At 38.7% G+C, this 22453-nt stretch carries 13 protein-coding genes and 1 CRISPR repeat array; of the genes, 6 read left to right on the plus strand and 7 right to left on the minus strand.

The window, feature by feature from the left end:
* Positions 1-10: 10 nt before the first annotated feature.
* A complete protein-coding gene (rnhB, locus tag DJ533_RS07960; RefSeq protein ID WP_065992434.1) occupies positions 11-583 on the plus strand; it encodes a ribonuclease HII in 573 nt (190 codons plus the stop codon).
* 89 nt (positions 584-672) lie between these two features.
* Here rnhB and csrA read toward each other — a convergent pair whose 3' ends face one another.
* The 3 genes from csrA to alaS all read right to left on the minus strand — a co-directional run bounded on the left by csrA (position 673) and on the right by alaS (position 5533).
* Positions 673-933: a carbon storage regulator CsrA gene (csrA, locus tag DJ533_RS07965; RefSeq protein WP_065991858.1), complete on the minus strand. Its 261-nt coding sequence runs from the start codon at positions 931-933 to the stop codon at positions 673-675.
* 230 nt (positions 934-1163) lie between these two features.
* Positions 1164-2444 carry an aspartate kinase gene (locus DJ533_RS07970; protein WP_065991859.1) on the minus strand — a complete coding sequence of 427 codons (1281 nt, stop codon included), beginning with the start codon at positions 2442-2444 and terminating at the stop codon, positions 1164-1166.
* 395 nt (positions 2445-2839) lie between these two features.
* Positions 2840-5533 carry an alanine--tRNA ligase gene (alaS, locus tag DJ533_RS07975; protein WP_171488545.1) on the minus strand — a complete coding sequence of 898 codons (2694 nt, stop codon included), beginning with the start codon at positions 5531-5533 and terminating at the stop codon, positions 2840-2842.
* 502 nt (positions 5534-6035) lie between these two features.
* Here alaS and DJ533_RS07980 point away from each other — a divergent pair.
* The gene (locus DJ533_RS07980; RefSeq protein WP_065991863.1) at positions 6036-7061 is read left to right on the plus strand and encodes a type I glyceraldehyde-3-phosphate dehydrogenase; all 1026 of its coding nucleotides are present in this window, start codon (positions 6036-6038) and stop codon (positions 7059-7061) included.
* Between the two features lie 55 nt (positions 7062-7116).
* Positions 7117-7413, plus strand: coding sequence for a hypothetical protein (locus DJ533_RS07985; RefSeq protein ID WP_065991865.1), 297 nt, complete (start codon positions 7117-7119; stop codon positions 7411-7413).
* Between the two features lie 121 nt (positions 7414-7534).
* Here the strand turns inward: DJ533_RS07985 and DJ533_RS07990 are convergent, their stop codons facing one another.
* Positions 7535-8050 (minus strand): tetratricopeptide repeat protein, encoded by a 516-nt coding sequence (locus DJ533_RS07990; RefSeq protein ID WP_065991867.1) that lies wholly within the window; start codon positions 8048-8050, stop codon positions 7535-7537.
* Positions 8051-8109: 59 nt separating this feature from the next.
* Positions 8110-8826 carry a tRNA (guanosine(46)-N7)-methyltransferase TrmB gene (gene trmB, locus DJ533_RS07995; protein WP_065991869.1) on the minus strand — a complete coding sequence of 239 codons (717 nt, stop codon included), beginning with the start codon at positions 8824-8826 and terminating at the stop codon, positions 8110-8112.
* 201 nt (positions 8827-9027) lie between these two features.
* Between trmB and DJ533_RS08000 the strand changes: the two genes are divergently transcribed.
* The gene (locus tag DJ533_RS08000) at positions 9028-11490 is read left to right on the plus strand and encodes an ExeM/NucH family extracellular endonuclease (RefSeq protein WP_065991871.1); all 2463 of its coding nucleotides are present in this window, start codon (positions 9028-9030) and stop codon (positions 11488-11490) included.
* An 88-nt stretch (positions 11491-11578) separates the two neighbouring features.
* Here the strand turns inward: DJ533_RS08000 and coq7 are convergent, their stop codons facing one another.
* Together coq7 and DJ533_RS08010 are read right to left on the minus strand one after the other, a co-directional pair.
* The gene (coq7, locus tag DJ533_RS08005) at positions 11579-12214 is read right to left on the minus strand and encodes a 2-polyprenyl-3-methyl-6-methoxy-1,4-benzoquinone monooxygenase (protein WP_065991872.1); all 636 of its coding nucleotides are present in this window, start codon (positions 12212-12214) and stop codon (positions 11579-11581) included.
* 1 nt (position 12215) lies between these two features.
* A complete protein-coding gene (locus tag DJ533_RS08010; protein WP_065991874.1) occupies positions 12216-13535 on the minus strand; it encodes an MFS transporter in 1320 nt (439 codons plus the stop codon).
* Between the two features lie 181 nt (positions 13536-13716).
* Here DJ533_RS08010 and DJ533_RS08015 point away from each other — a divergent pair, with 181 nt between their 5' ends.
* The gene (locus DJ533_RS08015) at positions 13717-16434 is read left to right on the plus strand and encodes an autotransporter assembly complex protein TamA (protein ID WP_065991876.1); all 2718 of its coding nucleotides are present in this window, start codon (positions 13717-13719) and stop codon (positions 16432-16434) included.
* 33 nt (positions 16435-16467) lie between these two features.
* On the plus strand, positions 16468-21006 hold the full coding sequence (locus tag DJ533_RS08020) for a translocation/assembly module TamB domain-containing protein (RefSeq protein WP_065991880.1): 4539 nt from the start codon (positions 16468-16470) through the stop codon (positions 21004-21006).
* Between the two features lie 154 nt (positions 21007-21160).
* Positions 21161-22330: a CRISPR direct-repeat array (repeat unit 28 nt; unit sequence TTTCTAAGCTGCCTATATGGCAGTGAAC).
* The last annotated feature ends 123 nt before the right edge of the window (positions 22331-22453 follow it).

Raw genomic sequence — 22453 nt, forward strand, 5'->3', positions numbered from 1 at the left:
GAAAATTTTGATGTTAATTGCTGGTGTAGATGAAGCAGGGCGTGGACCTTTGGTAGGTTCTGTTGTAGCTGCTGCAGTTATTTTAGATCCAAATAATCCAATTGAGGGTCTAAATGATTCTAAAAAATTAACTGAAAAGAAACGTGAAAAGTTATTTAAAGAAATTCAAGAAAAAGCCTTAGCTTGGGCAATTGCTGAAGCGTCGCATAAGGAAATTGATAAGCTGAATATTTTACAAGCTTCATTGCTTGCCATGCGCCGTGCAGTAGAAGCTTTAAAAATTATACCTGAATATGTGCTTGTAGATGGGAATAAAATACCACAAGGTTTGCAAATGCAGTGTGAGGCAGTGGTTGGTGGGGATGCGTTACATGCAGAAATTTCAGCGGCAAGTATTTTAGCCAAAGTGACACGAGATCGTGAAATGGTTGAACTAGATGCTGTGTATCCACAATATGGTTTTGCCAAACACAAAGGTTATCCAACCAAAGCACATTTTGCAGCGATTGAAGAACATGGGGTGATTGCTCAACATCGAAGAAGTTATTCTCCAGTAAAAAAAGCACTTGGATTAGTTGAATAGTATTGTAGTTTTAAGGGTTATTTTGAAGAAAACTGAAAAATTTAAAGCGGCCTCTAGAGCCGCTTTATACCTTCCAAAACAACAACCACTTAACGATTAAAGTTATTGTTATTTTGTGAGTAATTATCTTCTTCAAATGAAGGTTGATAATCTTGATCAATGTGTTGCAAATGTTCGTGCATCGCACGTTCATGTTGAATACGCTGATAAATTTCTTCACGATGGACAGAAACTTCTTTTGGTGCATTCACACCAATACGAACTTGATTACCTTTAACACCAAGCACAGTGACACTGACTTGATCCCCAATCATTAATGTTTCTCCGACACGACGGGTCAGAATCAGCATGTTTATCTCCTTGCAAAAACGCTAAACCTGCAATGAATTTCTTTAGAAAGCAACCTTGAAAACAGAGAGCATTTTAACAGAATAATGTGATTAAGTTTTCACTTTAAATCACTCTGACGAAATTTTTTACAACCTTAACACTTAATATAACAGAGCCACTATAAAAAACTATAGTGGCTCAGCTATTTTGTAGGTCAGAATTACCAATAATAAGTAATTTTGCTCAAAAATTAAGCGCGGGTGCTAGATTCACCATGCTCACGGTCTAAACCAAAAGCGGTGTGCAAGGTACGAACTGCAAGTTCTAAGTAATTTTCTTCAATAATTACTGAAATTTTGATTTCAGATGTTGAAATCATCAAGATATTGATGCCTTCATCTGCAAGTGCAGTGAACATTTTACTTGCTACGCCTGCGTGTGAACGCATACCTACACCTACGATGGATACTTTAACAATGTCATCACGGGTCGCAACTTCACGTGCATTAATGGCTTTGGCTGTGTCTTCTAAAATCGCTTTGGCTTTTTTGAGCTCGCCACGGTTAACTGTAAACGTAAAATCAGTTGTACCGTCTTCTTCAACGTTTTGGATAATCATATCCACTTCAACATTTGCAGCACCAATCGGTGACAAAATTTTAGAGGCAATACCTGGTTCATCAGGCACACCTAAAATAGTTAATTTTGCTTCGTCACGATTAAATGCGATACCTGAAATAATAGGATTTTCCATGTTGTCTTCCGCTTCAGTGGTGATTAGTGTTCCGACATTCTTTTTGAACTCTTCGTCGAATGCGCCATCATCGTCATTATCAAAACTTGATAATACGCGTAAAGGCACTTGGTATTTTCCTGCAAATTCAACAGAACGAATTTGCAAAACTTTAGAACCAAGTGATGCCATTTCAAGCATTTCTTCAAATGAAATGCGATCAACTTTTTTCGCTTTTGGTGCGACACGTGGGTCAGTGGTATAAACACCATCAACATCAGTATAGATTTGACACTCGTCTGCTTTTAATGCTGCAGCAAGTGCAACACCTGTTGTATCTGAACCGCCACGACCTAGAGTTGTGGTATTACCTTGCTCATCTACACCTTGGAATCCAGCAACAACAATGACATTGCCCGCATCCAGCAGGGTTGACATTACATCAGTATCAATGGATTCAATACGTGCTTTGGTAAAAGCGCTGTCGGTTTTAATGCCAACTTGGCGACCTGTCAAAGATTTAGCTGAAACACCAATAGAGTTCAGTGCCATAGATAACATTGAAATCGTCACCTGCTCACCTGTAGACACCATTTGGTCTAGTTCACGTGGATCAGGGGTTTCGGTAATGGCTTTCGCTAAAGCCAATAAGCGGTTGGTTTCACCACTCATTGCGGATACAACCACAACCACTTTGTGACCATGATCATGCCAACGCTTTACACGACGAGCAACATTTAAAATGCGCTCTGGCGTACCCATTGAGGTACCCCCATATTTTTGAACGATTAATGCCATAACTATCCTTACCAAGTCATAAGTCAAACGACTTAACACTTACACATATTTAAAACGGTGAATAAAAACACGTTTCAAAATACCACGTAGTATGTATTTCTACTTTTTAAAAAAGTAAACGTCGATACTGATACTGAGTGCCTAAAAGGTGAAGGCAATCTCCACCTTTAAAAACTCCATTATTTTCATCCTGTTAATGGCTTTGAATCCTAAAGGAATTCTAGTTTTACAGGTTGCTTTTATGTAGATTTGATTATAAACAGTAACGGTTACAATCTTTTGATCAACATAGTTAAGAGGTAAATTTCATATTTCAAAAGTATTTTTCAGCTTTTTAAAAGGCTTTGAATGTAAGCGCATACAAAGCCTTGTTGAATCATGAAATATTGAATGGATTATTTTTCTGCAATCCATGTATTTAAACGAGTCATTACAGTTGCTAATTGATCACTATACGGTGCGCCACCTTGTGCCATATCTGGTTTACCACCACCTTTACCACCGAGCTCTTGACCTAAGTGTTTGATAATGTCACCTGCTTTTACTGTTGCAGTAAATTCTTTTGCGACAGACGCAATGAAGCTGATTTTATCTGCATCAACACCTGCAATCACAATAATTGCATTGTCGAGTTTAGACCTCACACCATCATGTAAATTACGTAATGCTTTGGCATCGGTATTGTGTACAGTGGTGATTAATGTTTTACGACCTGCGATTTCTTGCACTTGGCTAAGCAATTCATCTGCTTGGAAATTGGCAAGTTTTTGATTGAGTTGTTCAATCTGCTTTTGTAAGCTCGACGCATTGGCAGCTAAATGCTCAACTTTTTCAACTGTTTGATCTTTTTGTGCTTTCAATAATTCATTGATATGCACAATGTCTGCATCCACTTTTTGTACGATTTCAAGTGCTTTTGTACCTGTGACTGCTTCGATACGGCGTACACCTGCTGCAACACCACCTTCAGAAGTGATTTTAAACAGACCAATGTCACCCGTACGTTTTACATGGATACCACCACACAGCTCGATTGAGAAGTTTTTCTCCTCTTGACTTGTACCCATAGACAGTACACGAACTTCATCACCGTATTTTTCACCGAACAACATCATTGCGCCTTTTGCTTTTGCTGCTTCGATGTCTAAAAGTTCAGTTTCAACTGCGGTATTGGCAATGACTTCATTATTAACAATACGTTCAATTTGTTGAAGTTGTTCAAATGTTACAGGTTGATCATTGGCAAAATCAAAACGCAATAACTCACTCGCAACCAATGAGCCTTTTTGTTGTACATGCTCGCCTAAAACTTGACGTAAAGCCGCATGTAAAAGATGCGTCGCAGAGTGGTTACGTGAGGTTGCTTCACGAATATCCGCTTTGACAATGGCTTCAACAGATTGAGCAGCTTTCAGGTTGCCCATAGTGACGATACCTTGATGAACAAATGCACCGCCCGATTTTTTAGTATCCTGAACTTCAAAAATACCTGTATCGTTTTTGAAGACTCCTGTATCACCCACTTGACCACCACTTTCAGCATAGAAAGGGGTTTGGTTGAGGACGATGAGTGCTTCATCACCTTCAACGACTTCATCAACGAGTTCACCATCTTTATAGATGGCAACAATCTGACCTTGACCTTGCGTTGCATCGTAGCCATCAAACTGCGTTTCGCCATCGACTTTAACGATTGAGTTGTAATCAACAGCGAATTTACCAGCATCACGGGCACGTTGACGTTGAGCAGCCATTTCGACTTCAAAGCCTGCTTCATCAATGGTTAAATCACGTTCACGCGCAATATCAGCAGTTAAATCTGTTGGGAAGCCATAAGTATCATAAAGTTTAAATACAGTTTCACCTGCGATGACATTGCCTTTTAACTGAGCTAACTCACCTTCAAGCAGTTTTAAACCTTGCTCTAAAGTTTTGGCAAATTGTTCTTCTTCTTTTAAGAGCTGTGCCTCGATACGAGCTTTATTTGCTTCAAGTTCAGGATAAGCTGCACCCATGACATCAATGAGAGGTTGCAACATTTTGTAGAAGAATGTACCTGTTGCACCGAGTTTATTACCATGGCGAACTGCACGGCGAATAATACGACGCAATACATAACCACGACCTTCATTTGAAGGGTTGACGCCATCAGCAATTAAGAAGCAGCATGAACGGGCATGGTCAGCCACGACTTTCAGTGAAGCTGGATATTCAATTGGTTTGTTTTCTGCTTGTGCTTTCGCTTCAAGCTCAGTGGTTTCTAGACCAATGATTTCAGCAGCAGCTTTCAACAAGTTTTGGAACAAATCAATTTCATAGTTTGAATTAACATGTTGTAAAACTGCAGAAATACGCTCTAAGCCCATACCTGTATCAACAGACGGCGCAGGAAGAGGGTGAAGTACGCCATCCGCAGTACGATTGAACTGCATGAATACGTTGTTCCAGATTTCGATGAAACGGTCGCCATCTTCTTCAGGTGTACCTGGTAAACCACCCCAAATGTGGTCGCCATGGTCAAAGAAGATTTCAGAACAAGGACCACAAGGACCTGTATCACCCATTGCCCAGAAGTTGTCTGATGCGTATTTTTCGCCTTTGTTATCACCGATACGAATGATACGGCTTGCATCTAGCCCAATTTCTTTGTTCCAAATATCAAATGCTTCGTCATCGGTATGGTAAACAGTGACGTAAAGTTTATCTTTGGGTAATGCCAGCCATTTGTCGCCAGTTAAAAATTCCCACGCAAATTTTAATGCATCACGTTTGAAATAATCACCGAAAGAGAAATTCCCTAACATTTCAAAAAAAGTATGGTGACGTGCTGTATAACCGACATTGTCTAAGTCGTTATGTTTACCGCCTGCACGCACACATTTTTGTGAAGTCGTCGCACGAACATAGTCACGTTTTTCCAGACCTAAGAAACAGTCTTTGAATTGGTTCATTCCTGCATTCGTAAAGAGCAAGGTTGGATCATTTGCAGGAACCAGAGAACTTGACGCGACACGTGTATGCCCTTGCGATTCAAAGTAGCTTAAAAAAGCTTCGCGAATTTCAGCGGATGTCATAAAACGAGTACTCACGATCAAGTCTCTCCATAAATCTCAGATTTGGCAAAAAGTATAGCAAGCGCGTCTTACTTAGAAATAAAGCTGGCTTGATAAACTGGCTTAAAATTTTTAAAACGCCAAATTATAACGGAAAAAGCTTGATCCACCAATGATTTTCAGGGGAATAACTGCGATTAATAATTAAAATTAATGTTTGAGTGAAATTTCGCGAGTGTACGCATAACAGACATCATTCAGGTAGGAGCATCCGCTCAATATTCACTAGCCATTAGCAACACTCTTTGGGGGGAATAAGGATGTTTTTTCCATATTTTTATTTCAGTATCTGCTTATTTTAAAAATAACCGATAGAATGTAACTTACTAATAGTTACTTTTGATTTAAAGCTTAACTGTCCTCGACCATTTAAATTGATTTTAAATGGCGTTGTTTGTATTTCGCTATATCTTCGTGCGGCTTAAATCTATTAACATAGGGTGAGGTACAGAAAGTTTTATCATTCGAAGGAAAAACGATGCAACGTGTGGCAATTAATGGGTTTGGTCGAATCGGGCGAAATGTTTTAAGAGCTTGGTTTGAAAATCCAAAACCTTTTCATTTTGAAATTGTTGCGATTAATGATGTTGCAGATGTTGAAACCTTGGTGCATCTTTTTAAATACGACTCAACACATGGGCGTTTTGATGGTGCGGTGAATGTCGAACATGAAAATGGCAATATTTACCTCTGTATAGATGCACGTCAAACCAAACTTAGAGTGCAAATTTTACAACAAGCCAAGCCTGAGAATTTACCATGGCGTGCTTTAAATGTAGATGTGGTGTTGGAATGTACAGGTTTATTCCGTTCACGAGAAGCAGCAACTCGACATATTCAGGCAGGGGCGAAGCGAGTAATCATTGGTGCGGCACCTTTCGATACCGTAGATGCAGCAATCGTTTACGGCGTGAACCATCATGATGTGCAAAAAACCGATCAAATCATTTCCAGTGTATCCTGTACTACGCAAGCACTTGTACCTTTGGTTAAAATTTTAGATGATGAATTTGGGATTGATACCGCATTAATGACGGAAATCCATGCAGTCACTGCAGATCAATCTGTGCTAGATAGGGCTCATCGTGACTTACGCCGTGCACGTGCTTCGGGGCAAAATATTATTCCAACGACTTCTTCAGCTTTAGGTGCTTTAAAACAAGTCATGCCGAAAATGGAAAATCGTATCGATGGTTATTCGATCCGTGTACCCACGATTAATGTGGCTGCGATTGATTTGAGTTTTACAACACCTGCTGAGGTGACTGTCGCACTGATTAACCAGAAATTAACTGCTGCTGCAAAATATGATTATGCAGAAATCATGGCAGTGACAGATGAGCTTTTAGTGTCAAGTGATTTTAATCATTCCCCTTATTCATTGGTAGTCGATTTAACCCAAACGATGGTGGTGGGACATCAAGCCAAAGTCTTTGCTTGGTATGATAATGAATGGGGTTATGCAAACCGCTTACTTGATTTGTGTGAGTCTTTTTATTTTTAAATAAAGTACTTATCATCATTTTGAAAATAAATACAATAAAACTTAAGGGGACATTATGAGTATTATTTTAATCTGTTTAGGGGTGGCGTATTTAGCAGTTTTGATTTTGTTGTGGCAACTCATTGCTTTAAAAAAGCAAGCCATTCAAACTGAAAAATTATTGGCTGAACAAGAAAAACGTTTGATTCATCATGAGGAGCATTTAGCCAAAACTTTAAAGCTCATGCATGATTTAGCCAACAATGTACATGGTCAAAATGAACTATTAGAACAAACTACAGTACAAGTCAAAAAACTTGAAATTCAAAATGGCGAGTTGGTTAGTTTAATTTCAAAAATAGTTAAACCTTAAATCAATCTAATCTATTCTTACTAAGTTGTTTACAATAAAAGTGCAGAATATCATTGGGTTGATTAAGCATTATATGTGGATGATGGTTGGAAAAATAGTATCGATACAGACAATTTTAGCCTTATTGATGATTAGTTTGCGATTTGTCATGCCAATAGTCTGCTTTATCTTCATCGATATCCACACCCAAACCATGCTCATAAATACAGGCTAAATCACGCATTGCTTGAACATCACCCCATTCAGCTGCTTGTTTGACAAGCTTGACGGATTTTTCGATATCTTTTTCGATCACATCACCGCGACGAAAATACCCTGCTAACTCTAAAGTTGCAGCAGGGTGCTTTAAAATATTGGCTTTGCTTAACCAATAATATGCCAATTCAAAATGTGACTTGGATTCATCAGGTTGTTCTTGACGTAATTCTTTGGCATATACGGTATAACCTTCACCGAGCCAGTACATTGCTTCTACATGACCATTTTCAGCCGCTTTCAATGCCCATTCTTCGGCTAGTTCAATGTCATCATCATGCTCACTTTGCATATACAGTTCAGCAAGTTCAAATTGTGCTTCAGCATTTCCTGCAAGCGCACGATTTGCAAGGGTGGTTGGGATTGAAACACGTTTCGACATAATGATTCCAAAAAACTGATCTAAAAAGAAACCTATCCTAAGACTTGAAGTACTGCCACTTAATTGATTTTTTTGAAAATAAAATCATTAATTTTATGACCCGCTTCAATACCACGACGTTCAAATTTTGTTTGGGGACGCCATTCAGGACGAGGGTAGCTGTTGCCTTTACCTGCCAAATTTTCTAAACGTGGGCGATTCTCTAAAACATCTAACATCCACTCAGCATATGGTTCCCAATCGGTTGCTGCATGGAAAGTACCACCAATTTCTAATTTATCTTCAACCAATGGCATGCGATCATGTGATACAAAGCGACGTTTAAAATGACGTTTCTTTTGCCAAGGATCAGGGAAATATAATTGTACAGCGTTAATGCTGTGATCTGGCATTTCACGTAAGACTTGAATTGCATCTGCATCCAAAACACGTAAATTTTTCAGTTCAGCCATACCTGCTTCATATACACACTGTGCAATACCTGGAACATGCACTTCGATGCCGACAAAGTTACGTTCAGGATTTGCTTTTGCCATCAGCACCAAAGAACGTCCCATACCAAAACCAATTTCTACAGTCAAAGGACGTTCTGGATGTGGAAAATGCTGACGCAAGTCACCCACAGGATATTCCAAAATTAAATCACGATGTTGTTCAAGCGCAGATCGTTGTGAAGTATTTAATGGCGCAGAACGGCGCATAAAGGTCACAATTTCACGGTGCTCATGCAAATTGTCTAACTCTACAACTTGCGCTTCAATTTGATCGTTCGACATAAGCTTGGGGATTACCAAAAATTCAAAAGGCGTATTTTAAGTCCTCTACCTATCAAGTCAAACTTTTTTGTTGTTTCGGATAGGAAATGCTGAAGTTGGGAAGTCAGATATACACAAGATAGGATTTTCATAGAGATGTCATTTATTAAAATTATGCTCTTTGATCATTCAATAAAATGTATTTAACAAAAAGTCAAAACTATGAAAAGATTAAAACTGCAATATTTAGCGCTGAGCTTAAGTCTATTGGGCTGTTCATTTTCCACACATGCTCAATTAATGTTTAGTCAATATATGGATGGGTCTAGCAATAAAAAAGGTTTAGAAATTTATAATCCAGATGCCAGTACGGTAAATTTAGCCGATTATGAAATTCAACAATTTAGTAATGGTGCTGTAACTCAAACTTTTGCAGTGAGTTTGCAAGGCTCATTAAAAAGTAAAGAAAAATTTGTGATTGGTCGTCAAGAATTAAAAGATGCGCTTGGAGCAAAGGTCAAGCAAGTTGCTGGACTAAGTTTTAATGGTGATGATGCAATTGTTTTACTCTACAAAGGGACACCCATTGACCGTTTTGGTCGAGTAGGTGAACAACCAAACAATGGTTGGGGCAGTGCAGGCAGTAAAGGTAAAAGTTTTAGTCGTATCGAAACGCAAAATAATCAGGCTTCGATTGATCCAAGGGCTATTTTTAACTTAGATAATGCTTGGAAAGTATGGTCAGATCGTAATGCATTTGATCAATATTTATCAGGCGATTCGAGTTTACCTCCTGTTAGCAATATCAACTGTAGTACAGCAGATACAGCAATTGCGGACTTACAGACTGCTATGCAAGATCAGCAATATGTGGTACGTGGGGTGATTACTGCAGATTATCGTTACCAAGATGGTTTTTCAGGTTTTTATGTGCAAACGCCCGATGCTAAAGCCAAAGCCAATCTCAGTAACGGAATTTTTGTTTATATCCCGAATGCCAGCACAGTGGTGGGTGGAAAAGTTGGTGAGGAAGTAATTTTTAAAGGACGCTTAAAAAATTATCAAAATCAACTGCAAATTGATGAACTAAGTAGCAATATTCAAACCTGTAATTCTTCGGCAGCTCATTGGGTGACAGCGCAAAGTGTACAATTGCCATTTCACAGTTTAACAGATGTTTCAGGACATTCGACCAAGCGTTATCAAGGCATGCTCGTAAAACTGCCACAAACCTTAACCGTCAGTGAAAATTATAATTATGGTCGTTTTGGTGAACTTTCGCTGAGTTTGGGTCGTTTGTATATTCCTACCAACTTATTTAGCGCAAATTCTATTGAAGCAAAAAAATTAGCCCAACAAAATCTATTATCTAAAATTATTTTGGATGATGGTTATAACAATCAAAATACAACACCATGGTTACCTGATGCTTTTAATGCAAAAAATACTTTAAGAGCAGGGAATCAAATCCAAAATGTAGAGGGAATTTTAGAATATCGTTTTAATGCTTGGCGCATTCAACCGATTCAAAATAAACCTAAACCACAAGTGATCAGCACTTCAAATCCAAGATCAAATATTCAAGCCAAAGAAATACAGCAAATTCGAGTCGCAGCATTTAATGTCCTAAATTACGACAATTCTCCATTAATTGGTGTAAAACCTGATCGTGGTGCAAACACTGTTTCAGAGTTTAATCGTCAACATGACAAAATTGTTAGTGCGATGAAAAGTATTGATGCTGATGTATATGGTTTAATGGAAATAGCCAATAATGGTTACGGTGATAAAAGCGCAGTCGCTTACTTAACGAAAGCATTAGGTGCAGATTGGAAATATGTAATTCCAACAAATATGGATAAATTAGGTACAGATGCGATTGCTGTTGCGATTATTTATAACAGTAAGCGTGTGAAACCTGTGGGTGTAGCCGTAGTTTATGATGATGCCAGCATGATGAACCGTGTCACGATGGCACAGACTTTCCAACCAATTGCGGGTGGTAAAAACTTTACCATTGTTCCAAACCATTTAAAGTCTAAACGGTGTGATGATGCTAAAGGTTTGGACATTGATCAAAAAGATGGACAAGGGTGTTACAATCAAACGCGTTTAACCGCAGTACAAAAACTGAGCCAATGGATCGCTAAAAATCCAACGCAAGTCAGTAAGCCTAATTATCTATTGGTTGGTGACTTCAACAGCTATGCCAGGGAAGCGCCTATTTTAGAACTAGAAAATGCCAAATACAAAGTACTGCTAAATGATGAAAAAGTTGGACAAGGTAAAACCGCTTATAGTTATGTCTTTGGTGTGGCAAGTGATGCCAATGGTTATGGTGGCGCAGGTAATTTAGATCACGCTATTGCGGATCAAAATCTCTATCCAATGGTGAAACGCGCATTTGCGTGGCATATTAATGCGGATGAACCAACAGCTTTGGATTATAATGAAGAGTATAAAACAGAGGCACAAAAAGCTGATTTTTATGCAGCAGATGCTTTCCGCTCTTCAGATCATGATCCGATTATTGTAGATTTAGATTTGAGTAATCAAGTCAATCCTCCAGAACCAACGCCAGAAGTAGAACATAAAAAAGGTGGTGGGGCTTTAGGTTTATGGTCGGTTTTGATACTTATTTTTACTGCAGTTATAGCGGTGAGATATATGCGTAAATCTATGTAAATATATAGCACCCTGTTATGATACTAAAGTTTTGGAGTTAAGGAGAGACGGTATCTTGTTCTCCTTAATTCTATAAACGGATACAAGTCTAAATAAAATAACTGGTCTTTGTCATTAACTTAGAAATCGCAGTCATGGTGATTTTGACTGGGAGTGGTAAATCCACACCGCCTGCTTTCAAAGCAGTATCACGATGATGTAACTCATCTTCATTCATCTGTACTAAAACTTTGCGTGAACGCTCATCTTGGGGTGGTAGTTGACTAATATGGTGTTGCAAATGCAAACTCACTTGGCGTTCAGTTTCAGCGACAAAACCCAAGCTATATTTATCACCCGCAATACCTGCAATTGCGCCCATACCAAAAGATAAACCATACCAAACAGGATTGAGTAAACTGGTATGGCTGTCTAACTCTTTTAAACGATCTTCACACCAAGCCAAATGATCTTGTTCTTCAATGGCTGCAAATTCCATTTCACGGCGTACATTTGGTAGCTTTGCAGTCAAAGCTTGCCCATGATACAACGCTTGTGCGCAAACTTCGCCACTATGATTGACACGCATCAAACCTGCCACATGACGCGCTTCACTGACTGCAAGTTTAGTTTCAGTATTTTCAGAAGGATTGCTACGTTGTGCAGAAGTTGTGCCAGGCACTAAACTTCTTAAGGCTTGATCAAAAGAATGAATAAACTTGTCGATGCCAGTGTAATGACGCATGTCAGTCCTCCAGTGTGATTTGAGTTGTTGCTATTAACGGTTTTAAACGCATTAACAACCAAATACAAAATATGCCGCTTAAAATCGCTGTCATGCTAAATAATATTTTAATATCGAGTTTTAGCAGACTTAAAATGATTATAGAGAAGATTGCGGATGAAACCATAAAAATTGCATTAAAAATATTATTGGCAGCAACAATACGTGCTCGATGTGATTTTGGGGCATAGGCTTGCATCATGGCATATAAAGGCACGATATAAAAACCGCCACAAACCCCCAATAAAGTCACAGCAAACATCACATGATAATATGCCCAACCTGCTTGAAATACTGCAGCAATGCCCAGCAGTTCACCTGTATGTACGGGTATAAAAGCTAAACTTGCTGCAAAATAAAATGCAAATAAAGTCAAGCCAATCGCCCCAATCGGTACCATTTTAATATTAACCTCACTGCCGCCGAACTTACGACACAGTAAAGAACCAATCCCAATGCCGACAGAGAAAAAAGTTAACAATAAACTTGAGACATTTTCGTTGGCATGTAGATTTTGCAAAGTGACTTGTGGAATTTGGGTTAAATAAGTTGCACCATAAAACCAATACCACGAGTTTCCTAACAAAACGATAAAAATTAAAGGCAGGCTTTTGGCATATTTGATAGTTTGATAACTGGTACGGAAAAAATTCCAATCAATTTTTAACTGATGATTAAATGTAGGTTGTTTTAAAATAAAACGGCTGGCAATAAAACCAATCACAGCAATAGCAACGACGGTTAAACTAATCCATAATAAATTACCTTTAGAAACTGAAATAACTGCACCGCCAATGATGGTACCGAGTAAAATCGCAATAGATGTCCCTGACTGAAATAAAGCATTACCCGACATGAGTTCATTGGGTTTTAATATTTCAGGCAAAATCGCATATTTGATAGGACCAAAAAAAGTACTGTGTGTTCCCATTAAAAATAAGGCAAATAATAAAATCCACAAATTCCCCATTAAGAAACCAGCAGTTGCCAATAACATAATAATAATTTCAAGAATTTTAATCATACGAACCAAAGTGGAACGTTCGTATTTATCTGCAATTTGTCCTGCTGTTGCAGAGAAAATAAAATAAGGCAAAATAAAGAGTAAGGCAGCAAGATTATTCAAGGTGCTGATTGCAATGCCATTTAAATGAATCCATCCATAAGTAATGACGAGGAGTAATGAGCCCTTAAAAACATTATCATTTAATGCCCCGAAAAACTGGGTCAGGAACATGGGCAAAAAACGGCGAGTTCCTAAGATGTGTTCATTTTTTTCCATCGAAAAACCATTCATTTAAGTTATATTAAGAAATGTGAGGATTTAGTAACTATATCGCAAAATCATGTATGATATTTTAACTTCCAAGATAATGTGAAAAGCCAAGTGATTTTAAGTTGAATTGGGGACTTTTATCACTCATTCATTTTCCAATCATATTTTATGGTGCTTAGAGCTTGCTATGCTAGCAAAAATCAAATTTAAAAAATCCGCACTTGCACATTGTATGCAAAATATTTTTAGCACAAATGATGTAAATAAACTGTTGTGTACAAGTATTTTTTTGAGTGTATTTGCTGCACCCATCACACATGCTGCTGACGAATCTAAAACCAAAATAGTCGAACCGACTGTTGCAGGAAATACCCAAGAGCAACTAGAAAATGCAGCTGAACAACAAGGCTTGGGACAAGCCAAAATTGATAAAATAGACGATAAAATTGAGGCGTTAAATCAAAAAGCCATCGCTGTAGACAGTGTAGAAATGTTGCAACAACAAGAACACACTGCGGCAACCTTAAATGAGTTTAAACCGATTGAATTTGAGCAATTGGAAGAATTACCAGAAAATACGGTAGATGCCAACTTAGCCAATGAGATTTTTAAAGTCGCTGAAGAGGCTAAACTTGAGGCGCAAAACTTTCGTAATGGCGCTGCAAAAGCGCCTGAAATCGTAGTCAATGATGCAACTCAGCAAGAGATTACTGAAATTACGCAAGCACCTGTGGATATCAACCAATTGATGCAATCCATTGAAGCTGATAATAAAATTGTGGTGCAAGAAAATGAGTTTGGGAAAACTTTAGCAGAATTACCCACAGAACAGCCAGCATCAGAAAAAGAAGCCAATATTTTTAAACGTGTTTTATATCGTATCCGCCCACCAAAATTTGACACCGCAACGGTTCCTCGGATCAATGCTGAGGTTGAAGGTGCGCCTAAAGTATTGGCAGATAATATTAAGGCAAAACTTTCTAGTTTTACCACTGAGTCATTTGCTGATTTTAACTCTGCAGTTCCCCAACTTCGGACTTTGGCAAAACAAGCTGCACAAGCTGTAGGTTATTATGACGCACAATTTAAATTTCAAAAAGAAAATGGTCATAAAGTCAAAGTTATCGTTACACCTAATGATCCTGTGATGATTGAAAAGCAAAATCTGGAGTTTTCTGGTGCAGGTGAAAATCTTGCCCAATTCCAAGTCATTCGCGTACTTCCTGATTTAGAGGAAGGGGATATTTTACATCATGGGCATTATGAAACCACAAAAAACCGTATCGTCGATGCAGCCAACAATAATGGATTCTTTGATAGCTATTGGCGTTTACATGATGTCAAAGTATTACAACCACAAAATAAAGCAGATATTAACCTTCGTTATGAAACAGGTGAGCGCTATAAATTAGGTGAAGTCGAATTTAGAATGAGCGATCCGAGTAAGCCTTTGCCAATTGATTTAAAAGTTTTGCAATCTATGGCACCTTGGAAAGCTGGTGCTGATTATACTGCTTGGCGTGTAAACGCCTTGGCGAACAATCTAACCAACTCTCGTTATTTTAACTATACCTTGGTTGATGCAGTGAAACCTGATCCGATTGAAAAACCTTTAGAGCTGCCACCAGATTTACAAGCTTTGGTTGATCAAGAAAAACGCTCTGAGGTGGCATTTACAGATCAAGCAGAAGCCAATAAACAGCAATTCTCATCTAAAGAAGTCACACAAAATGTGGTGGATGAGAAGCAGTTTGCAGGCACAAGTTCCGCTGAAATTGATCCAAGTGCACGGGTCGCACAAGTACAACAACAAGAAAAGCAATCAGAAACTGAGCGATTACAGCAAAAAGCGCGAGATGAAAAAGTTATTCCTGTAATCGTGACCTTAAATGCAGATCGTTTAAATAGTGTGGAAGCAGGTATTGGTTATGGTACGGACACAGGTGTTCGTTTACGTGGACAATATCGCCGTGCCATCGTTAACCATTATGGACATTCATTTGATGCCAATATGGAGCTTTCACAAATCCGCCAATCTTTTGATGGTCGATATAATATTCCTTATAACCATCCGCTGAATGACTATATCAGCTTAGTAGGCGGTTATGAGCGTGAAGAACGTGATGGTATCGGCAATGACATGAATTTGGTCATTGAGTCTGCAGTAGCAGGGGCAGACCGTGTGATTAAAGGTTCTCGTAAAGAGTGGCAACATGTTTTTGGATTACGTTATCGTTTAGATCGAGTTACACAAACAGGAATTGTAGATGCCAATGATATTCCTGATGCATTTCTGGTACCTGGAGCAAATCAAGAGCAAGAGTCTTTATTGGTAGGTTATGAGGCATCTAAAACCAGCAGTGATAATCGCCTAAATCCAACACGTGGTTTTAAACAATCTTATAAAGTCCAACTCGGCAGTAAAAGCTTGTTGTCTGATACGGATATGGCGATCGTTAATGCAACTTGGAAAGGGTTATATTCACTTGGTGAAAATGATGACCATCAGTTTGTTGCAGGTTTAGAAACAGGCTATATTTTTGCCAAAGATTTTGATCAAGTTCCTTATAATTTACGGTTCTTTGCAGGTGGTGATCAGAGTCTACGTGGTTTTGACTATAAGAGCCTATCTCCAGAAGAATATGGCTATAAAATGGGCGGTCAAGCTTTAGCTGTAGGCTCTTTAGAATACAATTATCAATTCAAAGAAGGTTGGCGTGCAGCAATCTTTAGTGACTTTGGTAATGCCTTTGATGAAAAATTTTCTAATGATCCAGAATATGGGATCGGTGTAGGGATTCGCTGGAAATCACCAATAGGTCCGATTCGTTTAGATGTTGCATCAGGGATTTCTGATCCCGATCATCCAATACGTTTACATTTCTTTATTGGTTCACAACTTTAATTCATTCAATAAAAATTTGCATTTGGGATAATTATGGCTGACGAAAAACAGCAAGATCTTCAAAATAATGATCAAGCGCCTCAGCAAAACGCTGAGCAGATACCGAAAAAGCGCAACATATTACGCAATATATTGCTTTCAATCGGCTTGGTAATTGTTTTATTGGTTGCTGCGTTGGCTGTGATGTTTTCGACAGATAAAGGGAGTAAGTTTTTACTCGATCGTGTTGCGGCAAGTCAAAAAATTATTCATTATGAATATGAAGGTGGAAATTTACTGCAAGGGATTATTTTAAAAAATATTTTAGTTACCTTGTCCGCAGTGGATGTCAAAATTGACCGTGCCGATGTGTCTTTGGGATGGCGAGCAATTTTAGATAAAGAGATTCATTTAAGTCATGCTGATGTAAGAAATCTAAGAGTGATTAGCAAATCACCACCAAGTGATGAACCATTTAAGTTTAGTGAAATTAAATTACCTTTCGTATTACGTTTAGACCAAGCTGATGTAGATCATCTACAAATTCAAACGTCAAGCAGCAAGGTTGATTTTAATGATGTACATTTAGAAGAAGCTTTATGGTCTGGCACAGAGCTGAAATTTAAAAACTCTCGTATGGATATGGGCTATTTGGCGGTTAAGAATGCCGAAGGGATGATGGATTTTAAAGGTAAATATCCACTTAAAGCCAAAGCTATTGTCAATCTTCCTTCTTTACATAGCTTAAATGTGAAAGACATCTATGTACATGCACGAGGTAGTTTAGACACGATTCAGGCAGGTGTAGCCACTCAGACACCTGATTTGCTCACAGGTTGGGCAGTGTTACATCCCATGCGTCCACATGTCCCGATGAATGGTGCATTGATTTTAAAAAATTATCATTTACCCATTCTCCCTGAGCAAAAGCTGTTAGCAAAAGATGGTATTGCCAAATTTAAAGGGGACATTAACGGTTTAGATCTAGACTTAAATACCGATCTAAGTGGCACAAATATTCCACAAGGTCAATACACAGCCTTGGCACATACCGATTTGATGAATCAGTTAAATATCAATAACTTTAACGGTCAAGTCATGGGGGGTGCAATCAATCTTGCCGGTTTGGTGAGTTGGAAAGATCAGGTTCGCTGGGATGTGAAAGGACGTTTAGACCACATTAATCCAAAAGATAAATTGATTCCTCAAGCGATTCAAGATTTTCTACCGCCAAGTTTGGACGCAAATATTGCTTCACAAGGCGCATTGCAACAAGGTATGCATTTAACTGCCAATGTTGATTTTGACAAATATGAAGCATGGCATGTCAAACTCGATCAGGCAGAGCAGAAAAAGAAAACCCCTGAGCCGATGTTGTTGGATGTGCAGTGGAAAAATATTGATCGAGCAGTGCCGTATATTGGTTGGTTAAGCAGCGAAAATGGTCAAGTGAAATTAGCATTGGTAGAAGGAAAACAAAATATTCACGTGGCAACCGTAGTGCGTCAACATGAAAAAGGTTCATTGCCTGCGGGACAATATAATGCCCAACTTGACCTTAAAGGTAATAATCTACATGTGCCTAGCTTTCGTTATCAGGCGGCTAAAGGTAGCTTAACAGGCAATGCTGTAGTGGAGCTGCCGAGTGAAAAACGTCAGTTGAAGTGGAATGCGATACTCAATGCAAAAGACTTTAATCCACAAACAGTTGCAACCGCTGCCCCTGTCAATTTATTAAATGGTCGAATTAAAGCCAATGGCTATGCAAAACCGAATCAGCAAATTATTCATTTCACTGCGATTGATTTGACAGGACGTATGGCCGATCAAGCCAAAGCTGAAACTATTCAACTCAAAGGGACGAGTACTGCTGCAATAATTTTTAAAGATGAAAAAGCCGGTGGTGGTTTCAAAGGTTTTGCCGTAAATTATGATGGTAGTTTAAATGCATCACAATTAAAACAAGGCAGTGGCTTACTGAAAGTACGTGTTTCTGGCACACCTGAGCTAATTAAAATTGCAGAATTACGCCATGATGGTATTGCAGGAAAAATCTTAGCCAGTGGCTTGGTGAATCTGAGCAATGGCATTGGTTGGGATGTGAATGCGTCATTAGTACGTTTTAAACCACAGTACTTTGTATCCTCTGTGCGTGGTGAAGTATCGGGTCATGTTAAAACACAAGGCACTTGGTCAGAGCGTTTAAAACGTATTAATATTCAAAATTTGAATTTGGCTGGAATAATTAATAATAAACCTTTACGTGGTAAAGGAAACCTCGCCATTGTATTAAATTCAAATCAAAAAGGCTTTATGCCACAGCAGTTTGAAGCCAATAACTTATTTTTGTCTTATGCACAAAACCAAGTACAAGCCACAGGCAATGCACAGAATTTACGTTTAAAAATTAATGCACCTGCTCTATATGAGTTATATCCAGGTTTACGAGGTACAGCATACGGTTATTTAAACCTGCAAGCACAACCACGTCTTAGTGCAACAGCCAATTTAAAAGTTGATAAATTTGGTTTTAACAATACGATAAGTATTGAAAAAATGAGTTTAATTGGTGAGTTACCAACCTCAGATACTACACCTGCAAAAATGGTGGCGCGTATGGATAATTTACGCAGTGGCACACGGCAGATTCAATATGCAGGGATCACTTTAACAGGGACACGTAAAGCACATTTATTACAGTTGCAAGGCTGGAACTATTATTCTAAATTCTATATGCAATTTGCAGGTGGTTTTAACGCACAGAACGATTGGCTAGGGCAAATTCAAAAAGGTGAGTTTGACTCAGTTCGTGCGCATTTACTTCAAGATCAAGCTGCACCAGTGATCTTTACTTCAGCAAAATCTGAGCTGTATGTGGGACAACATTGTTGGTCAAGTAAGCAAAGTAAATTGTGTTTTGATCAACCTGTACGGGTCAGTCCAGCCAAAGGAAATGTGTCATTCATTACACAGAATTTAGATTTAAATGATTTTGCAGCCTTTATGCCAGAAGGTTTGGCACTGACAGGTCAGCTTAACGGTTATGCCAAAGCAACTTGGGCACAAAATAGCAAACCAAAAATTGATGCAAAATTGGTGACACGAAAAGGGCAAATTGGTATTGCAGCAGAAAACCCTGACGACCCTGCAACCTCTATGAATTATGACGAAGCCAGTGTGATCATCAAAAGTGTTGCAGAAGGCTTATTGGCACGTGTTGATCTGAAAGCGCCAAATGTCGGTACAGGTTATGCTAGTGTCGTGATTGATCCTTATTCTGCACAAAAAAACATGCGGGGTGAAGTTGCATTTAACGAAGTGCAATTACAAATTTTGAAACCATTTATTGCAGATGTACGTAAGCTGGAAGGAACACTGTCCCTTGCTGGAAAAATTAATGGTACCTTGTCACAGCCTTTGTTTGATGGTGCATTGCGCCTGAAAAATGGCACAATTAGTATGATTTCATTGCCAGTAAATCTGACCAATGTACAGTTATATTCCAATATTCATCAAGATCAAGCAACCATTAATGGTGCATTTAACAGTGGTCGTGGTGTAGGAAAGCTAACTGGTAGTATTGACTGGAAAAATGATCCTCGGATTCAATTGGCGTTAAAAGGTGACAAACTCTTAGTACGTCAAGCGCCATTGATTACGGCAGTTGTAGATACGGATATGACCATGGATGCTTATCCTTTAAGCAAGCGTATTGCGGTCAAAGGTAAAGTTGAGGTACCGAATGCTTTAATTTCAATGCCTGAGTCAAGTGCGACTGTTGTCAATGTTTCGCCAGATGTACGTGTAGTGCATGAAGGTGATGATCAACTTGCTATTTTAAAATCAGCAAAACCTTGGGATATTCGTGCAGATATTGATGTTAGTCTAGGCAATAAAGTGATATTCCAAGGCTTTAATAGTCGTATCCCATTGATTGGGCGAGTGTATTTGTCGCAACGTGGTTTAGAAACTGCAATGCGTGCAAATGGTGCGATTGGCGTGAGTCAGAAAGTAACCATCGAAGCTTATGGGCAAAAACTTGATCTAAATCGTGCCATTGCTCGTTTTAATGGTGCTTTAGCAAACCCAACTTTGGATGTGGATACCAATAAAACGATTTCAGGCAGTATTGTCGGTTTACGTGTTACAGGCACAGCAAGCAGTCCAAATATTCAAGTTTATAATGATGCAGGATTATCTGATCAAGAAGCGATGAATGCTTTAATCACAGGACGAATCAATGAAGGTTCGAGCGGTTTAAGCAATGAAGCGGGCTTTAAATCTGATGTAAATAATACCATTGCTGCTGCAGGAATTAGTTTAGGTTTGGGGGGAACACGCGCCTTTACTAACCAAATCGGACAAACTTTTGGTCTAAGTGGTTTAGCATTAGATGCACAAGGAACAGGTGATGATACTCAAGTCAGCTTAACAGGTTATATCACTCCTGATTTATATATCCGTTATGGTGTGGGCGTATTTACGCCAGTGAACAAGCTGACCCTACGTTATCAAATGAACAAACGATTGTATCTAGAAGCAAGTCAGTCTTTAGAAAAAGCGATTGATTTGTTCTATCACTGGCGCTTCTAAATCTGTTTAAACATGCGAGTTTATTTGAAATAGATTTTAAGGTTATGAGTTAAAGTCTATTTTAATTTAATTCGCATTAACTTATAGGGTTATGGTTTAAGCATTCCTTTATGGTAGTGAACCAGAATGATGTTTGATACCTTCTCATCATGGATTTCTAAGCTGCCTATATGGCAGTGAACTATCATCCCAAATACTTTTGATCAAAGCACTTTTTCTAAGCTGCCTATATGGCAGTGAACGCCTGTAAATTTCTAATGCCTCGCTCATCGATTTTTCTAAGCTGCCTATATGGCAGTGAACAGTAAAGCCCTGTTCTGTGCTAATTGTCGACTTTTCTAAGCTGCCTATATGGCAGTGAACATGTCACCAAATAAGTTGGATGCTGTTCGGTTTTTCTAAGCTGCCTATATGGCAGTGAACGGAACATTAACGCTTGATTTGATTTGCCGTGTTTTCTAAGCTGCCTATATGGCAGTGAACCTTCTAGCGATACAGTTGTAGGCGTTTCGTGCTTTCTAAGCTGCCTATATGGCAGTGAACCAATGCACGAGTTTTATATAATCGTTCATCGATTTCTAAGCTGCCTATATGGCAGTGAACATATAAAGCAAAATAATCCATTCAAGACATAAATTTCTAAGCTGCCTATATGGCAGTGAACTGACCGTTTCTAACGCACGGTATTGTGTTAGTTTTCTAAGCTGCCTATATGGCAGTGAACACTCCGGGGTTGAAAGTACCATATGCGATTGATTTCTAAGCTGCCTATATGGCAGTGAACTGCTTAGGAATTGGTTAGGTCGATTACTTAAATTTCTAAGCTGCCTATATGGCAGTGAACTTGACCAAGCAATGAAGCTGTTTAGTGAGTTTTTTCTAAGCTGCCTATATGGCAGTGAACGGTGTTGTTCCGATTTACGGTGATTTTGACAATTTCTAAGCTGCCTATATGGCAGTGAACCCTCTAGCGATACAGTCGTAGGCGTTTCATGCTTTCTAAGCTGCCTATATGGCAGTGAACTTTTATTTGCAAAATCTTGATTAAATTTATATTTTCTAAGCTGCCTATATGGCAGTGAACATAAATCAGAGGGTGATTTCCAAGATCAAAAATTTCTAAGCTGCCTATATGGCAGTGAACTAGAAGCTGTAACTGGTGAAGTAACGGCAATTTTTCTAAGCTGCCTATATGGCAGTGAACCTTCTCAAGTTGCAAAAGTTCTTAGACGTGGCTTTCTAAGCTGCCTATATGGCAGTGAACCAACATTAGAAAACGGTGTATGTATAGAAACATTTCTAAGCTGCCTATATGGCAGTGAACAGTAATATTAAGCAATAAAACATTAAAATAACAGGGCTTTAGCAGTAAAAATCACAAAATACCCAAATTTTTCGTGGTTGTATAACTTATTGATTTTATTAAGGTGTTAAAGAGTAAGAAAAT

The organism is Acinetobacter defluvii (genome assembly GCF_001704615.3).
Classification (GTDB): Bacteria; Pseudomonadota; Gammaproteobacteria; order Pseudomonadales; family Moraxellaceae; genus Acinetobacter; species Acinetobacter defluvii.